Source organism: Pseudomonas sp. HB05, from assembly GCF_016756915.1.
GTDB lineage: Bacteria > Pseudomonadota > Gammaproteobacteria > Pseudomonadales > Pseudomonadaceae > Aquipseudomonas > Aquipseudomonas alvandae.
In genome coordinates, this window is the sequence record NZ_JAESPG010000034.1 from 24,032 (window position 1) to 42,773 (window position 18,742).

Below are 18,742 nucleotides of genomic sequence, written 5' to 3' on the forward strand. Positions count from 1 at the left end.
TCAGCCCTCCAGGAACTTGAAATCATCGGTCAGGACCGCTCGCAAGCGTTCGCGAATGGCCGCGACCTGCCCTGCATCATAAGGCTGTGCCGGATGCTTGCCCCACACCGGCGCCGGCCAGGCGGCATCGTCCCGCTTGCGCACGATTACATGCATGTGCAATTGACTGACAACGTTACCCAAGGTTGCAACGTTCAGTTTATCGGCGTCGAACGAGTCCTTGAGCGTCTCGGCCAGCGTCGTGGTTTCTTTCCACAGCTGCTGTTGATCAGCGTCATCCAATTGAAACAATTCACTGATATCGTCCCGCCGCGGCACGAGGATGAACCACGGGTAGTTCGAGTCGTTGGACAAGAGCAACCGGCAAAGCGGGAAATCGCCGATGGGCAATGTGTCTTGTTGCAATCGTGGATCTAAGGCAAACACCGCGCGTACTCCTCGCTCATTGATGATTGTGTCGATTTGGCGGCGCTACCGGCCGACCTTGGACACATGCGCCCAGCATACCCGTGAACGGCGGAACGTTCACTGCGCACCGCCCCTGCGCACCAATGCCGTGCACCGAGTGCCGTAACGGCGCATTTTGCGTCGAGCAGATATAAGGACTGTCCGCTTTTCGCACAGCTTGAAGATTTTTTGCACCAAAACAGCACAATGCGTCTACGCTCAGTCCACGTGACATCCGCGTTTTACCCACTGTAGGGGTGAACCGGTAACGTTTTTGGTTGTCGCGTGAGTTCCAACGGTTTCAAACATGACAGCTGCCTGGCAGTCAACCCCATTTAAAACAAGGCCTTTGGAGCCCGGTTTCATGAGGTTTCACCGCAACCGCAGCTAAATTGTGAAAAAAATGTCAACGAAATCCGGGTTTGTGCATGCTTGTTGCATTCATGCCCATATCGTCTACAGGAGCCGCCGGAAGCGGAACCTGCAGGCCTGAGAATTAAAGTGGCAAGGCTGCCCTCAGGAGCTTCAAGATTTGACTCACGGACTCTTTACACCGAAGCGTGGAATCAAAGAACAACTTGAAGTTGTCATTCCGCACACCTCGGCTCAGCTGAAATGCGACATGGATCGAGCCATTGGCGACAGGGTCGTAAAGAAGCTGGAAGGTTGAATGGGCAAGTATCGCCAAAGAATGTCGACGTGATATAAGTTTGCGCCGACACAAAAAGAAAGAGCCGCCCAGATAAAAAAACAGGTGGGACGGCAGTACTCTTCTAAAAACCAAAGGAGCAAATCACGATGCGCGTGATGAAGTGGAGCATGATCGCACTGGCTGTATCGGCCAGTACCTCGCAGTTCGCAATGGCATCCTCCCAAGAGGAATCCAAGGGTTTTATCGAAGATCAGAGCTTGACCGTTCTGACCCGTGCGCTGTACATGAACCGTGATTTCAAGAACAACCCAAGCACCGCACAAAGTTATCGTGAAGAGTCTGGTGTTGCCGCTCGTGCCATTTACGAGTCGGGCTTCACTCAAGGTACCGTTGGTGTAGGCGTTGACGGCTTCGCATTTGGCACCGTTCGCATCGATGGCGGCAGCGGTCGTGCCGGTAACGGTCTGTTCGCTCGTGACAGCGACGGCAACCTGGAAGACACACAATCAAAGGTGGGTGGCGCGGTTAAATTCCGTCTGTCCGACACCGTCCTGAAATACGGTAACCAGTTCACTACCAGCCCGGTTTTCTCGACTGACGACAGCCGTCTGCTGCCAGAAGTCGCCACCGGTACCCTGATCACCAGCAAAGAAATCAAAGGCCTGGAGCTGACCGCAGGTCGTTTCAACGCCATCAGCTCGCAAACTGGCATGGGTGATGACGGCCTTGGCCTGAAATCCGCTGACATCGTTGGCGCAACCTACCAGTTCACCGACAACTTCGTCGGTGGCGTAGCGGCTTCCGATGTTGAAGACCACTACAAAAAGAAATACCTGAACCTGAACTACACCTTGCCGATCAACGAAGATCAGTCCCTGAACTTCGACTTCAACGGTTATGACAGCCAGGACCAAGGCCAGAAGCTCAGCGGCGACGTTGACAACCGCATCTGGTCCCTCGCAGCAGCCTATGCCATCGGTGCCCACAAGTTCACCCTGGCTCACCAGCGCTCCACCGGTGATACCGGCTACGTGTACGGCGTTGACGGCGGCGGTACCATTTTCCTCGCCAACTCCATCCAGTACTCCGACTTCAACGGTCAGGACGAGCGCTCCTGGCAGGCTCGCTACGACCTGAACATGAAAACCTACGGCATTCCTGGCCTGAGCTTCATGACTCGTTACGTTACCGGTGACAACATCGAAACTGGCGGCGAAGAAGGCAAAGAGCACGAATGGGACATCGAAACCAAGTATGTTCTGCAAAGCGGTCCAGCCAAGGACCTGTCTTTCCGTGTACGTAGCGCGTTCTACCGTGCCAACACTGCCTATAACGGTATCAACGGCAACGACAACAATGACTTCCGCGTAATCGTCGAATACCCACTGAGCATCTTGTAATTCAGTGCTAGTTCGATAGCTGCACCCGCAACAAACAAAAACCGCTCACCTGATCCAGGTGAGCGGTTTTTTTATGTCCGTTGCAATGTCAGCTTTAACACAACTTATTAAATAGCAAGCTAGCTAAATATAACCTGACTCCAGTGCCAAGTTATATTCAAGTCGTTATTGCGCCGGCCCTTCCTGAACCACCCGAATCACTCGTTGTGGAAACGGAATATCAATGCCCGCGTCCTTCAAGCGATCCCGCGCCAGCTCATTGAGCATGAACATGACGTTCCAGTAGTCTGCGGTCTTGACCCAAATACGCAACGACACCGTGATCGCACTGTCGCCCAAGGTGGAAATCACTGCTTCAGGCGCTGGATCCGCCAGCACGCGTTCATCCTTGGCCAACTCAAGCAACACTTCCCGGGCCTTTTGCAGGTCGGCCTGGTAATCCACACCGACGTCGAACACGACCTTGCGGGTCGGCTGGCGGTTGGTGTTGGTGATGATGCCGTTCGACAGATTGCCGTTGGGCACGATGACGGTCTTGTTGTCACCGGTACGAATCACGGTGTGGAAGATCTGGATGCTATCGACCGTACCGGCCACGCCTTGGGCTTCGATCCAGTCACCGATGCGAAACGGACGGAACAGCAGGATCAGCACGCCACCGGCGAAATTCGCCAGGCTGCCCTGCAAGGCCAGGCCGATCGCCAAGCCTGCCGCACCGATGGCCGCGACGAACGAGGTGGTTTCAATACCGATCATCGAAGCGACACTGACGATCAATAGAATCTTCAGGATGATGTTTGCCAGGGTACTGATGAACCCTTGCAGCGCGAGGTCGGCGTTACGCAGGGCCAGCAGCGCCCCGAGTTTCTGCGTCACCTTGTTGATCAGCCACCAGCCAATGACCAGGGTGACGAGCGCCAGCAGCACCCGGCTGCCGTATTCCATGATCATCGGGATCCAGGCCTGGGAAGCCTTGACCAGATGGTCCACTTCAGCGTTCAAATCCATCGTGTTCTCCTTGTTTCCGTTGCACGCAATTGTGGCGAGGGAGCTTGCTCCCGCTTGGGGGCGCAGCACCCACCAAAGGGGCCGCTACGCAGCCCAGCGGTCGCCACAGTGTTCCCTATAACCGAGGGGTCAGTCGCGGAAGTTATTGAACTGTAGCGGCATGCCGAACTCCTTGCCCCGCAGTGCCGCAATGGCTTCCTGCAAGTCGTCACGCTTCTTGCCGGTGACCCGCACCTGCTCGCCCTGGATGGCGGCCTGGACCTTGAGCTTCGCGTCCTTGATGTGGGCAACGATCTTCTTGGCCAATTCCTTGTCGATGCCTTCCTTGAGCACGGCTTCCTGCTTCATCACCTTGCCCGAGGCGTAGGCGTCCTTCACTTCAAGGCACTGTACGTCGATCTTGCGCTTGACCAGCGCGAGCTTGAGGATTTCGATCATTGCCTCGAGCTGGAAATCGGCCTCGGCGGTCAGGTTGACGGTCAGGTCCTTTTCCTTGAACTCGAAACTGCCCTTGCCCTTGAGGTCATACCGACGGTCGAGTTCCTTGACGGCGTTTTCAACGGCGTTGGTGACTTCGTGCTTGTCCAGTTCGGATACCACGTCGAATGACGGCATGTAGTGTTCTCCAAATAAAAAGGCGCGCTCATGAAACGGCGCGCACTTGGCTTGTGGTTAAAATCGGGCTCATTATAACGGGTCTTTCCCCGCCGTTACCGCGAGCCCCGCAGATGCCAGCACCAAACCGAGTAAAAAACTGATGTCCACCACCTGGCATGTCCTGGGCGCCGGCAGCCTCGGCACGCTATGGGCCGCGCGCCTGGCCCGCGCAGGCCTGCCGGTGCGGCTGGTGCTGCGCAATGAACAGCGGCTGCAGGATTACCTCGCCGCCGGCGGCCTGACGCTGGTGGAACAGGGCCAGGCGCAGTGCTACCCGGTGCCAGGCGAAACCGTGCACAACCCCGAGCCGATCAAGCGCTTGCTCCTGGCCTGCAAGGCTTACGATGCGCAAGCCGCCGTTGCCTCGGTCGCCCATCGCCTGGACAGCGACTCGGAACTGATCCTGTTGCAGAACGGCCTCGGCAGCCAGGACGCCGTGGCCAACTGCGTGCCTCGGGCGCGCTGTATCAGCGCCTCCAGCACCGAGGGCGCGTTCCGCGACGGTGACTGGCGCGTGGTCTTCGCCGGCCATGGCTACACCTGGCTGGGGGATCCCGCCCACCCCGTCGCGCCGATCTGGCTGGACGACCTGGCGGCGGCGGGTATCCCCCACGAATGGAGCGCCGATATCCTCACCCGCCTGTGGCGCAAACTGGCCCTCAATTGTGCGATCAACCCACTGACCGTACTTCATCATTGCAAGAACGGTGAGTTGCAAGCGCATCGCTGCGAAGTCGCGACTCTCTGCGCCGAACTCATCGAGCTGCTCGAACGCTGCGGCCAGCCCGCCGCCGCCGAAGATTTGCAGACAGAAGTCGAGCGGGTGATCCAGGCCACCGCCGCCAATTACTCCTCGATGTACCAAGACGTCGCCAACCAGCGGCGCACCGAAATCAGCTACCTGCTCGGCCACGCCTGCGCAGTCGCCGAGCGGCATGGCGTGGCGGTGCCGCACCTTGAACAAATGCGCCAACGACTGATTACCCACCTGGACAACCTCGGATTGCCCAGCGACTGAGCAGCGGCTACGCTGGCCCTCGTGTTCCTTGTTAGCGACGAGTCCGATGCCATTGCGCCAGCGTCTTGAAAATCTCCCGGTCGGCCAGAAACTGCTGGCGGCCCTGTTGGTGCTGTTGACCACCGTCCTGCTGGTGGCCAACCTGACCTTCATCAGCGCGGCCTATTACATTTCCCAGGAAAGCATGGCGCCCCAGGCGTTGCAGACCATCGGCCGACTGGTGGCCAACCCGAGCCTGATCGCCGACGCGCTGCAATCACCCCAAAGCGCCCAGCGCCTGCTCGACGAACTCAACAGCTACGCACCGCTAAGGGCGGCAGCGCTGTACGACGGCCAAGGCGAACGCCTGGCACAGTTGCAACAGGGCGAAAAGCTCAAGCTGCCGGACCATTACCGCAACATACATGCCTGGCAGGCCGGTGAGTTTCGCAGCAACCAGATCATCACCCTGCCCCGTCCCGGCACTGCGCCCGGCCATCTGTTGCTGGTGGCCAGCAGTGAATTGCCCACGGCGTTCTACACCGGCACCCTGACCGCCAGCCTCGGCATCCTGATTTTCAGCGTGCTGCTGTGGCTGGTCATTGCCCAGCAGATCAAACGCCTGATCACGCAACCGATCCACCAACTCGAAGAGCTGTCGCGCCAGGTCACCCGCGAGGAGAATTACGCCTTGCGCGCCGCCCGTGGCAATCATGATGAGATCGGCAGCCTGGCCGAGGCGTTCAATACCATGCTGTCGCGGATCGAAGCGCGCGAGCAGCAACTCAAGCGTGCGCGGGACGACTCCCAGGCGGCCTATGACCAAGCCCAGGGCCTGGCGGAAGAAACCCGCCACACCAACCGCAAGCTGGAGCTGGAAGTCCAGGTGCGCAGCAAGATCGAGAAAAAACTCACCGGCTTCCAGAACTACCTCAACAGCATCATCGACTCCATGCCATCGGCGCTGATTGCCCTCGATGAGCAGCTCTACGTCACCCAATGGAACCAGGAAGCCAGCGCGCTCTCCGGCACACGACTGGACGAAGCGCTGAACCAGCCGATATTCCTCGCTTTCGAACCCCTGAAGCCGTACCTGCCCCAACTCAAGCAAACGGTCGAACAGCATACGGTGGCGAAAATCGAGCGTGTCACCTGGACCAAGGACGACGAAGCCCGGCACTACGCCCTGACTTTCTATCCACTGATGGGCGGCGCCGGGCGGGGCGTGGTGATCCGCATCGACGACATCACCCAGCGCCTGTCGCTGGAGGAAATGATGGTGCAGTCGGAGAAAATGCTCTCGGTCGGTGGCCTCGCGGCAGGCATGGCCCATGAGATCAATAATCCGCTCGGCGCGATCCTGCACAACGTGCAGAACATCCGCCGACGCCTGTCGGCGGAACTGCCGAAGAATCTGGAACAGGCCGAGCTATTGGGTATCGACTTGCCAGTGGTCAACCGTTACCTGGCAAGCCGCGAGATCCCGCAATTGCTCGACGGCATCCAGCAGGCCGGCGCCCGGGCGGCGAAAATCGTCACTCACATGCTCAGTTTCAGCCGGCGCAGCACGCGGCAAATGGCGCCTTGCGACCTGCCGGCGCTGATCGACCAGGCCGTCGAAATTGCCGGTAACGACTTCGACCTGGCGATCGGCTTCGACTTCAAGGGCCAGGCGATCACCCGCCAGTTCGACCCGAACCTGGGGCCGGTGCCCGGTACGGCCAACGAGTTGGAACAGGTGCTGCTCAACCTGCTGAAAAATGCTGCCCAGGCCATTCATCAACGCCAGGACGATAGCGAGCCCGGCCGAATCATCCTGCGTACTCGCCTGAATCCGCCATGGGCGGAAATCCAGGTCGAGGACAACGGCATCGGCATGAGCGAGAACGTGCGCAAACGCACCTTCGAGCCGTTCTTCACCACCAAGGAAATCGGCCAGGGCACGGGCCTCGGGCTGTCGGTCTCGTATTTCATCATTACCAACAATCACAAGGGTCAGATGGAAGTGCAATCCGCGCCAGGCCAGGGCACATGCTTCACCCTGCGCCTGCCCCTGGCGGGCACTTCGATGGTGGCCCAGGAAAACAAGCCAGTGGAGCGCTGAACATGGGTTTTCGCCTGTCGAAGATTTACACCCGCACCGGTGACAAAGGTGAAACGGGCCTGGGCGATGGCCGCCGCGTGGCAAAGGATCACCCGCGGGTCGAGGCGATTGGCGAAGTGGATACGCTGAACAGCCAGCTAGGGTTATTGCTGGCTGGTCTAGCCGAAGAAACAACCCGGCATCCCGCGCTGCAGGAGGTCATCGCGGTGTTGGCGCCTTGTCAGCACCGGCTGTTCGACTTGGGTGGTGAACTGGCGATGCCGGCTTACCAAGCCTTGAACGTGGCGGAAATCGAGCGGTTGGAAGCGGCGATCGACCTGTGGAACGAGGAGCTGGGACCGCTGGAGAACTTCATCCTGCCCGGTGGCTCTTCCTTGATCGCGCAAGCGCACGTCTGCCGAGCGCTGGCCCGTGGTGCCGAGCGCCGTTGCCAGCAATTGAACGCGGTGGAGCCGTTGGCCGGGCCGGGGCTGGCCTATATCAATCGGTTGTCGGACCTGTTGTTCGTGGCCGCACGGATCATCGCCCGGCGGCAGGGGGTGGCGGAGGTGCTGTGGGAGGCGGCGGCAAAGCCTGAGGGCTGAATCGTTCTTGAGGCCGCCATCGCGAGCAAGCTCGCTCCCACACGGGATTTTCGGCGTTCACAAAACCCCTGTGGGAGCGAGCTTGCTCGCGATGGCGTCAGCGGTTGCACCACAAAATCAAACCTCAGGCCAGAACGCCCGAATCCCCGCCACACCCTGCGCACCAGCTTCCCAGGCTTTTTGCCGCTCTCCGGGACCCACCCCACCCAACAGATAAACCGGTCTGTCGAAACCTTCGATCAACCGCGCCGCCTCATCCCACCCCAACGGCTTGGCATCGGGATGGGTCTGGGTCGGTTGCACAGGCGAAAGCGTGACGAAATCCACGTCCATCTGCTGCGCCAGGGACAGTTCCTCGGCGTTATGGCACGAGGCCGCGAGCCAGCGGTCCTTGCCGAACGGGCGACCGGCCGCCGCATGCTTGCGCAGTTGCGCGGCAGTGATGTGCCAGCCGGCGGAGGGAAAATCCCCCAGCCATTCGAACGGTCCCTTGAGCATCAACTGCGCCTTGCCGGCACACAACCCTACCGCGTCCACCGCCAGGTCGCGGTATTGCGGGTCGTAGCCGTTGGGCGCTCGGAGCTGGACCAACTTTATCCCGCCGGCAATTGCCTTCTGCATGCCGCGCAGCAAGGCCGGCGTCTCGAGGCCTTCGGGCGTAATCAAATATTCGCCCGGCAAACGGGCCGCCGCGACGATCGGCTGGTTGGCCGCCGGAAATTCGTAACTCGTCAACTCACGGGCCGTCACCCACGCCAGCGGTTGACCTTCGGCGCCATGGGGCTCGCCACTGAAGGCGGACACCTCCCAAACATCCAGCAAGACCTGTTTGTCCGGGTAATCGTGGCGCACCTTGATCAAGGGCCGGGCGGCTTCGACGACGATACCCAGTTCCTCGTTCAGCTCCCGGGCCAAGGCGGTTTCGACGGACTCATCGGCCTCGACCTTGCCGCCGGGAAACTCCCACAGGCCACCTTGATGCTGGGTGTCGGCCCGACGGGCAATCAGGATTTTACCAGCGGCGTCACGAATGACCGCCGCCGCCACATGAATTCGTTTCACCGCGCTATTCCTCAGCGTTCATGGAGTCGGTACCGGCACCATCGCGAGCAGGCTCGCTCCCCCAGGGATTTGTTGAGCGACATCAAACGTGTTCACAACGCAGTTCCACTGGGGGAGCGAGCTTGCTCGCGATAGGAGCGACTCGGTCTCAAGTCCGATATTCAGCGTTGATCTTGACGTACTCGTGGGACAGGTCGGTCGTCCAGATGGTTTCGCTGCAATCACCCCGGCCCAGCTCGATGCGGATGGTGATCTCTTCCTGCTGCATCACTGCCGCACCCTGGGCTTCGGTGTAGGTCGCGGCGCGGGCGCCCTGGCTGGCGATGCAGACTTCGCCGAGGAACACGTCGATCTTGCTCACGTCCAGGTCCGGCACGCCGGCACGGCCGACAGCGGCGAGGATCCGGCCCCAGTTCGGGTCGGAAGCGAACAACGCGGTCTTGATCAGCGGCGAGTGCGCCACGGTGTAGCCGACGTCCAGGCATTCCTGGTGATTGCCACCGCCGTTGACCTGCACGGTCACGAACTTGGTCGCGCCTTCACCGTCACGGACGATGGCCTGGGCCACTTCCATGCACACTTCGAATACGGCCTGCTTCAGGGCCGCAAACAGCGGGCCGCTGGCTTCGGTGATTTCCGGCAGGTTGGCCTTGCCGGTGGCGATCAGCATGCAGCAGTCGTTGGTAGAGGTGTCGCCGTCGATGGTGATGCGGTTGAACGACTTGTTGGCGCCGTCGAGCATCAGGTCCTGCAGCACTTGGCGCGATACCTTGGCGTCGGTGGCGATGTAGCCAAGCATGGTCGCCATGTTCGGCCGGATCATCCCGGCACCTTTGCTGATGCCCGTGACGGTGATGGTCACGCCGTCATGCTGGAACTGGCGGCTCGCGCCCTTGGGCAAGGTGTCGGTGGTCATGATGCCGGTGGCGGCGGCGGCCCAGTTGTTTTCCGACAGGTCATCAAGGGCGGCTTGCAACGCGCCTTCGATCTTCTCGACCGGCAGCGGCTCGCCGATCACACCGGTGGAGTAAGGCAGCACCTGGTTGGCATCGACGCCCGTCAGTTCGGCCAGCTTGGCGCAGGTACGCTCGGCGGCGGCCAGGCCTGGCGCGCCGGTGCCGGCGTTGGCGTTACCGGTGTTGGTCAGCAGGTAACGCACCGGCCCCTGCACGCGTTGCTTGGCCAGGATCACCGGCGCGGCGCAAAACGCGTTGAGCGTAAACACGCCCGCCACCGTCGAGCCTTCGGCGCAACGCATGACCACGACATCCTTGCGCCCGGGGCGCTTGATGCCGGCCGAGGCAATACCGAGTTCAAAACCGGCAACCGGGTGCAACGTTGGCAACGGACCAAGACCAACAGCCATGAATGCGCTCCTTAAATAAAATGTGTTCGTCATCGCCCTTATCAAGACGACGGATCAAATGGCAAAACGCCGCGACAAGAGACTCTTGTCGCGGCGCGGGTCGCTCAGCGTTGAAACGGGTTTATTGGATCTGCCCGTGGCAATGCTTGTATTTCTTGCCCGAACCGCAGTAGCACAGTTCGTTACGGCCCAGCTTCTGCTCGTTGCGCACCGGCGCGGTGGCCAGGGCGACATCCACATCGACGCCCTCTTCCATCGCCTGGGCCACTTCCAGCCCTGGCGCTTCGGCGTGTTCGAATTGCATGCGCGCGGCCAGCGCCTCGGCTTCCTGACGCAGGCGAGCTTCTTCCTCGGCCGGGTCTTCGCGGCGCACCTGGACGTGGGACAGGACACGGATCGAGTCGCGCTTGATCGAATCCAGCAGCTCGGAGAACAGCGTGAAGGACTCGCGCTTGTACTCCTGCTTCGGGTTCTTCTGGGCGTAGCCGCGCAGGTGGATGCCGTGGCGCAGGTGATCCATGGTCGACAGATGGTCTTTCCACAGGTCGTCCAGCACACGCAATACGATCTGCTTCTCGAAGGAGCGCAGCGCTTCGGCACCGGCCTGGTCTTCTTTCTCGTTGTACGCGGCGATCAGCTCGGCCAGCAGTTTTTCCCGCAGGGTTTCTTCGTACAGGTGGTCGTCTTCGTCGAGCCACTGCTGGATCGGCAAGGACACGCCGAAATCGCTGCGCAGGGAAGCTTCCAGGCCCGCGATATCCCACTGTTCCGGCAACGACTGCGGCGGAATGTGGGCGCTGACGGTGGCGTCGAGCACTTCGCGGCGGAAATCGGCGATGGTTTCGCCAATGTCGTCGGCGGCCAACAGGCTGTTGCGCATGTGATAAATCACTTTACGCTGCTCGTTGTTGACGTCGTCGAACTCCAGCAACTGCTTGCGGATATCGAAGTTGCGGCCTTCGACCTTGCGCTGGGCCTTTTCGATGGCGTTGGTCACCATGCGGTGCTCGATCGCCTCGCCCGGCTGCATGCCCAGGGCCTTCATGAAGTTCTTCACCCGGTCAGAGGCGAAGATGCGCATCAGGCTGTCTTCCAGCGACAGGTAGAAGCGGCTGGAGCCGGCGTCACCCTGGCGGCCGGCACGGCCACGCAGCTGGTTGTCGATACGACGGGATTCGTGACGCTCGGAAGCGATCACCTGCAAACCGCCGGACTCAAGCACTTGCTGGTGACGTTTCTGCCAGTCGGCCTTGATCTGCGCGATCTGCTCGGGGGTCGGGTTTTCCAGGGAGGCGACTTCCACTTCCCAGTTGCCGCCCAGCAGGATGTCGGTACCACGGCCGGCCATGTTGGTGGCGATGGTCAACGCACCCGGGCGACCGGCCTGGGCGATGATCTCGGCTTCCTTCTCGTGGAACTTGGCGTTCAGGACCTTGTGCTCGATGCCTTCCTGGGTGAGCAGGTTGGACATGTGCTCGGAGGTCTCGATGGTGGCGGTACCCACCAGGATCGGACGGCCCTGGGCCATGCCTTCCTTGATGTCGTTGATGATCGCCGCGTATTTCTCTTCGGCGGTCAGGAACACCAGGTCGTTGTAGTCTTTGCGCGCCAGCGGCTTGTTCGGCGGAATTACCACCACTTGCAGGCCATAGATCTGGTGGAATTCGAACGCTTCGGTGTCAGCGGTACCGGTCATGCCGGACAGCTTGTTGTACAGGCGGAAGTAGTTCTGGAAGGTGGTCGAGGCCAGGGTCTGGCTCTCGGCCTGGATGTTTAGGCCTTCCTTGGCTTCGATGGCCTGGTGCAGGCCTTCGGACAGGCGGCGGCCCGGCATGGTACGGCCGGTGTGCTCGTCCACCAGCACGACCTGGCCGTCCTGCACGATGTATTCGACGTTGCGATGGAACAGCTTGTGGGCACGCAGGCCGGCATAGACGTGGGTCAGCAAGCCCAGGTTATGGGCCGAGTACAAGCTTTCGCCTTCAGCCAGCAGGCCGACGCGGGTCAGCATCTCTTCGATGAACTGGTGACCGGATTCATTGAGCTCGACCTGGCGGGTCTTCTCGTCGACGGTGTAGTGGCCGGCCTGGGTCACTTCGCCTTCGACTTCCTCGACGTGCAGCTTGAGCTGCGGGATCAACTTGTTGATCTCGATGTACAGCTTGGAGCTGTCCTCGGCCTGACCGGAAATGATCAGCGGGGTACGGGCTTCGTCGATGAGGATGGAGTCGACTTCGTCGATCACGGCAAAGTTGAGTTCACGCTGGAATTTTTCTTCCATGCTGAACGCCATGTTGTCGCGCAGGTAGTCGAAACCGAATTCGTTGTTGGTGCCGTAGGTGATGTCGGAAGCGTAGGCGAAGCGCTTCTCTTCCGGCGGCTGGAACGGCGTGACCACGCCGACCGTCAGGCCGAGGAATTCGTAGAGCGGGCGCATCCAGTTGGCGTCGCGGCGGGCCAGGTAGTCGTTGACCGTCACCACGTGCACGCCCTTGCCGGACAATGCGTTGAGATACACCGCCAGGGTGGCCACGAGGGTCTTGCCCTCACCGGTACGCATTTCGGCGATCTTGCCTTCGTGCAGGGTCATGCCGCCGATCAACTGGACGTCGAAGTGGCGCATGCCCATCACCCGCTTGCCGGCTTCGCGGCAGACCGCAAAGGCTTCGGGCAGGATCTGGTCAAGGGTTTCACCCTTGGCGATGCGGTCCTTGAATTCGGCGGTCTTGGCGCGTAACTGATCGTCCGAAAGGGCCACCATTTGCTCTTCGAAGGCATTGACGATCTGTACCGTCTTGAGCATGCGCTTGACTTCACGCTCGTTCTTGCTTCCAAAAAGTTTCTTTAACAAAGGCGCAAACATATCGGCAGGATCTTCCACACTAAAGGGATGGAGGGCGGCCCCGTGAGTCGCCCGTGCAGCCCTCATGGCCGCATGCGAACGAGCATTCTACCCGGAAACGATGGTGAGGAAAGTGGCGTTATTCCACGATGCTGGCACAGCGCTGTGACGGGGCCTCCCTAAAATAAGGGCTTTTGCGCGAACTTCAAGCCACAAGGTGCAGAAGTTACCTATTGATTGTATGGATAAAAGGTCGCAGGACGAGCGGATCGAGGCGCATCCGGCGCTTTCTGCTACCATGGCGCTCCTGTCATTTGCGGTATCAGTTCATGGCCTTCCGCCCTCTTCCAGCCAAGGCACCCGCCGTTCTGCTGCGCGAAGCCAAGCCGCTGAAAGCCATCTTCGGCCACGCCAGGCGCCTGGGTCATCTGCAACGCCTGCTGGACAGCCAGTTGCAACCCGCCGCGCGCGAGCATTGCCATGTGGCGTCCTGGCGCGAAGGCAGCTTGCTGCTGATCGTCACCGACGGCCATTGGGCCACGCGCTTGCGCTACCAGCAAAAACGCTTGCTGCGTCAACTGCAGGCTTTCGAAGAATTCGCCAACCTGACGCGCATCCTGTTCAAGGTCCAGCCGCCGACCGTACAGGCCGGCGCCAAGGGACATACCCTCGACCTGTCGACCGACGCGGCCGCGACCATCCAGGCCACCGCCGAAGGCATCAGCGACCCCAACCTCAAGGCGGCGCTGGAACGATTGGCGTCGCATGCGCGGCCCAAGGGCTGAAATTCTCGTCGCCTGTTAACTGGCTATCGCGAGCAAGCTCGCTCCCACAGTGGATTCGTGGTGGATACAAAATCTGTGTCCGCTGAAGATCTCCTGTGGGAGCGAGCTTGCTCGCGAAGGGGGCGACTCGGTCTTTGACCTACCGCCGCTTGCTACCCCCCAGCAACGATCCCATCAACCCACGCACCAACTGCCGGCCCAATTGATTGGCCGCCTGGCGCATCGCTGATTTCAAGGCCTGGCCCGCCGCGGTGCCGAGGAATTCCCCAGCCTGTTCGGTGAAGCTCGGCTCGTCCGCCGCCGGCTTGCCCGGCGCCGCTTCGGCCTGGGGTTCCAGTCCCTTGCGGCCCATCAACACTTCATAAGCCGACTCGCGATCGATAGGCTTGTCATAGCGCCCCTGCAACGGGGAGCTGGCAATCAACCCGGCCCGCTCAGCCTCGCTCAGCGGCCCGATACGCGACTGCGGCGGCGCCACCAGCACGCGCTGGACCATTTCCGGCGTGCCTTTTTCCTGCAAGGTGCCAACCAGGGCTTCACCGATGCCCAGCTCGGTCAGCACCGCCAAAGCATCGAATTGCGGGTTCGGTCGGAACCCCTCCGCCACCGCCCGCAAGGATTTCTGCTCCTTGGCCGTAAAGGCCCGCAAACCGTGCTGGATGCGCAACCCCAACTGCGCCAGCACATCGTCCGGCAGGTCGCCTGGCGACTGGGTGACGAAATACACCCCGACGCCCTTGGAGCGGATCAACCGCACCACTTGCTCCAGGCGATCCTGCAATGCCTTTGGCGTACCGGCAAACAACAGATGAGCCTCGTCGAAGAACAGCGCGAGCAAAGGCTTGTCCGCATCGCCGCGCTCGGGAAGTTGCTCGAACAGCTCGGCCAGCAGCCAGAGCAGGAACGTCGCGTAGACCTTCGGCGCCTCATGGACCAGGCGGCTGGCGTCCAGCAAATGGATGCGACCACGACCATCGCTGGCCGGGTGAAGAATGTCTTCGAGCTGCAACGCCGGCTCACCAAACAAGGCGTCGGCGCCCTGCTGCTCCAGCGTCGACAAGCGCCGCATCAGCGCCTGGCTGGAACCGGTGGTCATCAAGGCCGCGTCGTCGCCGAGCAACTCGGGATTGTCCTTGAGGTGATTGAGCAGTGCTTTCAGATCCTTGAGATCCAGCAACAACAGGCCCTCGCGATCAGCGACCTTGAACGCGGCGTATAACGCCGATTGCTGGCTGTCGGTGAGTTCCAGCAGGCTGCCGAGCAACAACGGGCCCATTTCGCTCAAGGTCGTGCGCAACGGATGACCGGATTTACCGTGGATGTCCCACAAGGTCACTGGATAAGCCTGGGGCTTGTGGCCGAGCCAGGGCATGCCGGCGATGCGCTCGGCGATCTTGCCCTGGGGGGCACCGGCTGCGCCGAGACCGCACAGGTCGCCCTTGATGTCCGCCGCGAACACCGCCACGCCGGCATCGCTGAACATTTCGGCCAGGCGTTGCAGGGTAACGGTCTTGCCTGTGCCGGTGGCGCCCGCCACCAGACCATGACGGTTCGCCAGGCGCATGGCCTGGGCGACAGGTTGGCCGGCCAGGTCGGCCCCGATAATGAGTTGCGATGAATCAGGCATTTGGTCACCTGTGGGTTTGCGATATGACGCCATTTTGCGCGCTTATATAAAAGCATGCCCAGCGTATTAAGACCCTGGCGCTGGAAATAAAAACCGCACTTGACCGCTCTCATGTGGCGAGGGAGCTTGCTCCCGCTGGACCGGGCTGGCGCTCCAGAGCGAAGCGCTCCCAAGATTTTGGGGCCGCTGCGCAGCCCAGCGGGAGCAAGCTCCCTCGCCACAGGAATCTGCATCACGACTACGCCACCGCAACCCCAACCGAACATCTATTCTTACTAAAGGTCAACACAGGAGAACACAGACCGGAGGGATGTTCATCGTGCATATAGCGGACATAACCATGTTCTACGCCCCCGCCAGTGGAGGCGTGCGCACTTATCTGGATGCCAAGCACCGGCGCCTGGGCAATCGGCCCGGTATCCGCCACAGCCTCTTGATTCCCGGCGCTCACCTGAGTGAGCAGGACGGGATCTACAAGGTTCCGGCCCCTCCGCTCCCCTTTGGCAAGGGCTATCGCTTCCCGCTTCGCCTGGCGCCCTGGCGCAATGTCCTGCGCGATCTGCAGCCGGACCTGATTGAAGTCGGCGACCCTTATCTCACCGCCTGGGCGGCCCTCGATGCCCGTCGCCAGCTTGATGTGCCCGTCATCGGTTTTTATCACTCCGACCTGCCATTGCTGGTGAGCAACCGCATGGGCAACTGGTTCACGCCCAACATCGAAGCCTACGTCAGCAAGTTGTACGGCAACTTCGACCGAGTCCTGGCGCCGAGCCAGGTCATGGCCGACAAGCTGACCGGGCTGGGGGTCAAAAATGTCTACGTGCAGCCCTTGGGCGTAGACCTGCAGACCTTCAACCCCGCCGCTCGCGACCCCGAGCTGCGCGCCGAGCTGGGCATCGCCGAAGATGCCCGCCTGCTAATTTTCGCCGGGCGCGGCTCCAAGGAAAAAAACCTGCCGGTGCTGCTCAAGTGCATGAAGCGCCTGGGCGAGCGCTACCACCTGCTGCTGGTGGGTTCCTCCATGCCAGCCGTGGTGCCGGACAACGTCACCGTGATCGATGAGTTCTGCCCCGCGCCGCAAGTCGCCCGGCTGATGGCAAGCGCCGACGCCCTCTTGCATGCCGGCGACCAGGAGACGTTCGGCCTGGTGATCCTTGAAGCCATGGCCAGCGGCATCCCGGTGGTGGCGGTCGCCGCGGGCGCGTTCAGCGAGCTCGTCCACGAAGACTGTGGCCTTTTGTGCGCGCCGAACAATCCCCAGGCGATGGCGAACGCGGTGCGGCAACTGTTCGCCGAAGGCTGCCAGCAGCGCGGCACCCGGGCGCGCCGGCACGTGGAACGGCATTACGCTTGGGATTCGGTGGTCAACAGCCTGTTGGGCCATTACTACAGCGTGCTTGGCGCAGAGATGCCCATGCTGGCCAATGGCTGAGGCGCAACCGATGACGATGAATCCCTCCCCCAGCGTGTTGCTGGTGCTTCACGACGTCGCGCCGCAGACCTGGCCCGATTACCAGCCGTTCGTCGAGGCCGTCGACGCCCTTGGCCAGGTCCCGATGACCTGGCTGGTGGTGCCGGACTTTCACCACACCAATGCGCTGGACGATCACCCCGGTTTCCGGCGCCTGCTCGACGGCCGGGTCGAGCGCGGTGACGAACTGGTCCTGCACGGTTATTACCATTGCGATGATGGGCCGCCCACCCTTCACCCCAAGGATTGGTTCATGCGCCGGGTCTACACCCACGAAGGCGAATTCTATGATCTGTCCGAGGAGGCCGCCCTCGCCCGCCTGCATGCGGGCATCGAGCTTTTCCAGCGTTACCAATGGCCGCTGGAGGGTTTCGTCGCCCCAGCCTGGTTGATGAGCGAAGGCACTCGCCGGGCTTTGCGCCAGTTGCCCTTGCGTTACACCAGCGATACCCAGCACCTCTATCGCTTGCCGGACTTCACTCCTATCGATGCCCCGGGGCTGGTGTGGAGCGCTCGCAGCCCCTGGCGTCGGGGACTGTCGAAAATCATCTGCGACCAACGGGAACAGCGCTGGCGCCAGGCACCGGTGATCCGCCTGGGCCTGCACCCGGTGGACATGCGCCACGACTTCTCCCGGGATTATTGGCTACGCACTTTGGCACGCCTGCTCGAGGATGGCCGCATGCCCATGACCAAGGCCGGCTGGCTGGCAACCCAGGGCCTGCGGGTCAGTCACGCCGCATGAAGCGCCTGGTCTGGCTGGTCGCCGCCCTGCTCATCGCATTGCTGGTGCCGATGCTGGTGGGCGGCGGGGAGATGTGGGCGCGGGTGCAGCGTTTTCCCTTGTCCCTGCTGCTGGTCATGCTCGGCATGATCGTACTCTGCTGGGGCTTGAATTCAGTGCGCCTGCGCTTGCTGCTGGGGGAACATCGCGAACGCATCGGAGGGCTGAAAAGCATGGGCGTGGTGATGTCCACCGAGTTCGCCATGTGCGCCACGCCCGGCGGCAGCGGTGGACCGTTGACCCTGATGGCCTTGCTGGCGCGCAACGGTGTGCGCCCGGCCCATGGCAGCGCCGTGTTTGCCATGGATCAGTTGAGCGACTTGCTGTTTTTCCTTTGCGCCCTGTTGGGCATCCTGTTCTACGCGCTGTTCCAGAATCTCAGCCAACGCCTGGAATGGATGCTGGCGCTGAGCGCCGTGTCATTGTTCGGTGGCCTGCTCTGCTGCGGGCTCGTGGCGCGCTACCATCGTCGGCTGATTCTGTTGGGCGCGCGGTTGCTGCGCCACCTGCGCGTAGGCTCCAGCACGCGCCGGCGCTGGGGACGCAAGATCCTGCATTTCCTGGCGGCTTTCACCGACACGCTGAAGCTGCCTCGGCAGACGTTGTTCCAGGTGTTCGGCCTGACCTGCCTGCATTGGGCGCTGCGCTACAGCGTGCTCTATCTGGCGTTGAAAGGGCTGGGGGCGGATTTGCAATGGGCCTGGAGTTTCCTGATCCAGATGCTGTCCCTGAGCGCAGGACAGTTCAGCCTGCTACCGGGCGGCGCCGGTGCGGCGGAGTTGACCTCAGCGGCGTTGCTCGCGCCCATGGTGGGTAAATCCACTGCGGCGGCGGCGATTCTGATCTGGCGGGCGGTGACGTATTACTTCTATCTACTGGCCGGAGGGCCGGTGTTCTTCATGATGGTCGGGCGACCGTTGATCAAGAAGCTGATCAGGCTGCGGCAGGCGTGACCG

General features: G+C 61.3%; 15 protein-coding genes. 8 read left to right on the forward strand and 7 right to left on the reverse strand.

The window, feature by feature from the left end; genetic code table 11:
* Entirely contained in the window at positions 1 to 426 is a 426-nt protein-coding gene (locus JMN22_RS23280) for an HIT domain-containing protein (RefSeq protein ID WP_198797896.1), read from the reverse strand.
* 819 nt (positions 427 to 1,245) lie between these two features.
* Between JMN22_RS23280 and JMN22_RS23285 the strand changes: the two genes are divergently transcribed.
* Positions 1,246 to 2,499: an OprD family porin gene (locus JMN22_RS23285; RefSeq protein WP_198797897.1), complete on the forward strand. Its 1,254-nt coding sequence runs from the start codon at positions 1,246 to 1,248 to the stop codon at positions 2,497 to 2,499.
* A gap of 165 nt (positions 2,500 to 2,664) precedes the next feature.
* Here the strand turns inward: JMN22_RS23285 and JMN22_RS23290 are convergent, their stop codons facing one another.
* Positions 2,665 to 3,507, reverse strand: coding sequence for a mechanosensitive ion channel family protein (locus JMN22_RS23290; protein WP_030140811.1), 843 nt, complete (start codon positions 3,505 to 3,507; stop codon positions 2,665 to 2,667).
* A 129-nt stretch (positions 3,508 to 3,636) separates the two neighbouring features.
* The gene (locus JMN22_RS23295) at positions 3,637 to 4,122 is read right to left on the reverse strand and encodes a YajQ family cyclic di-GMP-binding protein (protein ID WP_030140812.1); all 486 of its coding nucleotides are present in this window, start codon (positions 4,120 to 4,122) and stop codon (positions 3,637 to 3,639) included.
* A gap of 142 nt (positions 4,123 to 4,264) precedes the next feature.
* Between JMN22_RS23295 and JMN22_RS23300 the strand changes: the two genes are divergently transcribed.
* The 3 genes from JMN22_RS23300 to JMN22_RS23310 are packed head-to-tail and all read left to right on the forward strand — an operon-like array spanning position 4,265 to position 7,849.
* The gene (locus tag JMN22_RS23300; RefSeq protein ID WP_030140813.1) at positions 4,265 to 5,182 is read left to right on the forward strand and encodes a putative 2-dehydropantoate 2-reductase; all 918 of its coding nucleotides are present in this window, start codon (positions 4,265 to 4,267) and stop codon (positions 5,180 to 5,182) included.
* A gap of 46 nt (positions 5,183 to 5,228) precedes the next feature.
* Positions 5,229 to 7,265, forward strand: coding sequence for a sensor histidine kinase (locus JMN22_RS23305; protein WP_030140814.1), 2,037 nt, complete (start codon positions 5,229 to 5,231; stop codon positions 7,263 to 7,265).
* A 2-nt stretch (positions 7,266 to 7,267) separates the two neighbouring features.
* Entirely contained in the window at positions 7,268 to 7,849 is a 582-nt protein-coding gene (locus JMN22_RS23310) for a cob(I)yrinic acid a,c-diamide adenosyltransferase (RefSeq protein ID WP_198797898.1), read from the forward strand.
* Between the two features lie 117 nt (positions 7,850 to 7,966).
* Here JMN22_RS23310 and JMN22_RS23315 read toward each other — a convergent pair whose 3' ends face one another.
* The 3 genes from JMN22_RS23315 to secA form a co-directional block, all read right to left on the reverse strand.
* On the reverse strand, positions 7,967 to 8,911 hold the full coding sequence (locus tag JMN22_RS23315; RefSeq protein WP_198797899.1) for a Nudix family hydrolase: 945 nt from the start codon (positions 8,909 to 8,911) through the stop codon (positions 7,967 to 7,969).
* 148 nt (positions 8,912 to 9,059) lie between these two features.
* On the reverse strand, positions 9,060 to 10,277 hold the full coding sequence (gene argJ / locus JMN22_RS23320) for a bifunctional glutamate N-acetyltransferase/amino-acid acetyltransferase ArgJ (RefSeq protein ID WP_030140817.1): 1,218 nt from the start codon (positions 10,275 to 10,277) through the stop codon (positions 9,060 to 9,062).
* Positions 10,278 to 10,398: 121 nt separating this feature from the next.
* On the reverse strand, positions 10,399 to 13,140 hold the full coding sequence (secA, locus tag JMN22_RS23325; RefSeq protein ID WP_030140818.1) for a preprotein translocase subunit SecA: 2,742 nt from the start codon (positions 13,138 to 13,140) through the stop codon (positions 10,399 to 10,401).
* A 308-nt stretch (positions 13,141 to 13,448) separates the two neighbouring features.
* On the opposite strand from secA, the gene JMN22_RS23330 reads away from it, so the two are divergent.
* Entirely contained in the window at positions 13,449 to 13,904 is a 456-nt protein-coding gene (locus JMN22_RS23330) for a DUF721 domain-containing protein (RefSeq protein ID WP_198797900.1), read from the forward strand.
* 139 nt (positions 13,905 to 14,043) lie between these two features.
* Here JMN22_RS23330 and JMN22_RS23335 read toward each other — a convergent pair whose 3' ends face one another.
* The gene (locus JMN22_RS23335; RefSeq protein WP_198797901.1) at positions 14,044 to 15,531 is read right to left on the reverse strand and encodes a helicase HerA-like domain-containing protein; all 1,488 of its coding nucleotides are present in this window, start codon (positions 15,529 to 15,531) and stop codon (positions 14,044 to 14,046) included.
* A gap of 310 nt (positions 15,532 to 15,841) precedes the next feature.
* On the opposite strand from JMN22_RS23335, the gene JMN22_RS23340 reads away from it, so the two are divergent.
* From JMN22_RS23340 to JMN22_RS23350, 3 genes are read left to right on the forward strand one after another with little or no spacing between them, the layout of a single operon-like run.
* Positions 15,842 to 16,963 carry a glycosyltransferase family 4 protein gene (locus JMN22_RS23340; protein ID WP_030140821.1) on the forward strand — a complete coding sequence of 374 codons (1,122 nt, stop codon included), beginning with the start codon at positions 15,842 to 15,844 and terminating at the stop codon, positions 16,961 to 16,963.
* A gap of 10 nt (positions 16,964 to 16,973) precedes the next feature.
* Entirely contained in the window at positions 16,974 to 17,747 is a 774-nt protein-coding gene (locus tag JMN22_RS23345; protein ID WP_437127702.1) for a DUF2334 domain-containing protein, read from the forward strand.
* On the forward strand, positions 17,744 to 18,739 hold the full coding sequence (locus JMN22_RS23350; RefSeq protein ID WP_030140823.1) for a lysylphosphatidylglycerol synthase transmembrane domain-containing protein: 996 nt from the start codon (positions 17,744 to 17,746) through the stop codon (positions 18,737 to 18,739). The genes JMN22_RS23345 and JMN22_RS23350 overlap by 4 nt, the downstream gene beginning before the upstream one ends.
* Positions 18,740 to 18,742 lie beyond the last annotated feature (3 nt).

Excerpts from the sequence above, each read along its gene's own strand:
- JMN22_RS23285 (WP_198797897.1), top strand. The coding sequence starts at position 1,246 with ATGCGCGTGATGAAGTGGAGCATGATCGCACTGGCTGTATCGGCCAGT.
- JMN22_RS23290 (WP_030140811.1), bottom strand. The coding sequence starts at position 3,507 with ATGGATTTGAACGCTGAAGTGGACCATCTGGTCAAGGCTTCCCAGGCC.
- JMN22_RS23295 (WP_030140812.1), bottom strand. The coding sequence starts at position 4,122 with ATGCCGTCATTCGACGTGGTATCCGAACTGGACAAGCACGAAGTCACC.
- JMN22_RS23300 (WP_030140813.1), top strand. The coding sequence starts at position 4,265 with ATGTCCACCACCTGGCATGTCCTGGGCGCCGGCAGCCTCGGCACGCTA.
- JMN22_RS23305 (WP_030140814.1), top strand. The coding sequence starts at position 5,229 with ATGCCATTGCGCCAGCGTCTTGAAAATCTCCCGGTCGGCCAGAAACTG.
- JMN22_RS23310 (WP_198797898.1), top strand. The coding sequence starts at position 7,268 with ATGGGTTTTCGCCTGTCGAAGATTTACACCCGCACCGGTGACAAAGGT.
- argJ (WP_030140817.1), bottom strand. The coding sequence starts at position 10,277 with ATGGCTGTTGGTCTTGGTCCGTTGCCAACGTTGCACCCGGTTGCCGGT.
- secA (WP_030140818.1), bottom strand. The coding sequence starts at position 13,140 with ATGTTTGCGCCTTTGTTAAAGAAACTTTTTGGAAGCAAGAACGAGCGT.
- JMN22_RS23330 (WP_198797900.1), top strand. The coding sequence starts at position 13,449 with ATGGCCTTCCGCCCTCTTCCAGCCAAGGCACCCGCCGTTCTGCTGCGC.
- JMN22_RS23335 (WP_198797901.1), bottom strand. The coding sequence starts at position 15,531 with ATGCCTGATTCATCGCAACTCATTATCGGGGCCGACCTGGCCGGCCAA.
- JMN22_RS23340 (WP_030140821.1), top strand. The coding sequence starts at position 15,842 with ATGTTCATCGTGCATATAGCGGACATAACCATGTTCTACGCCCCCGCC.
- JMN22_RS23345 (WP_437127702.1), top strand. The coding sequence starts at position 16,974 with ATGACGATGAATCCCTCCCCCAGCGTGTTGCTGGTGCTTCACGACGTC.
- JMN22_RS23350 (WP_030140823.1), top strand. The coding sequence starts at position 17,744 with ATGAAGCGCCTGGTCTGGCTGGTCGCCGCCCTGCTCATCGCATTGCTG.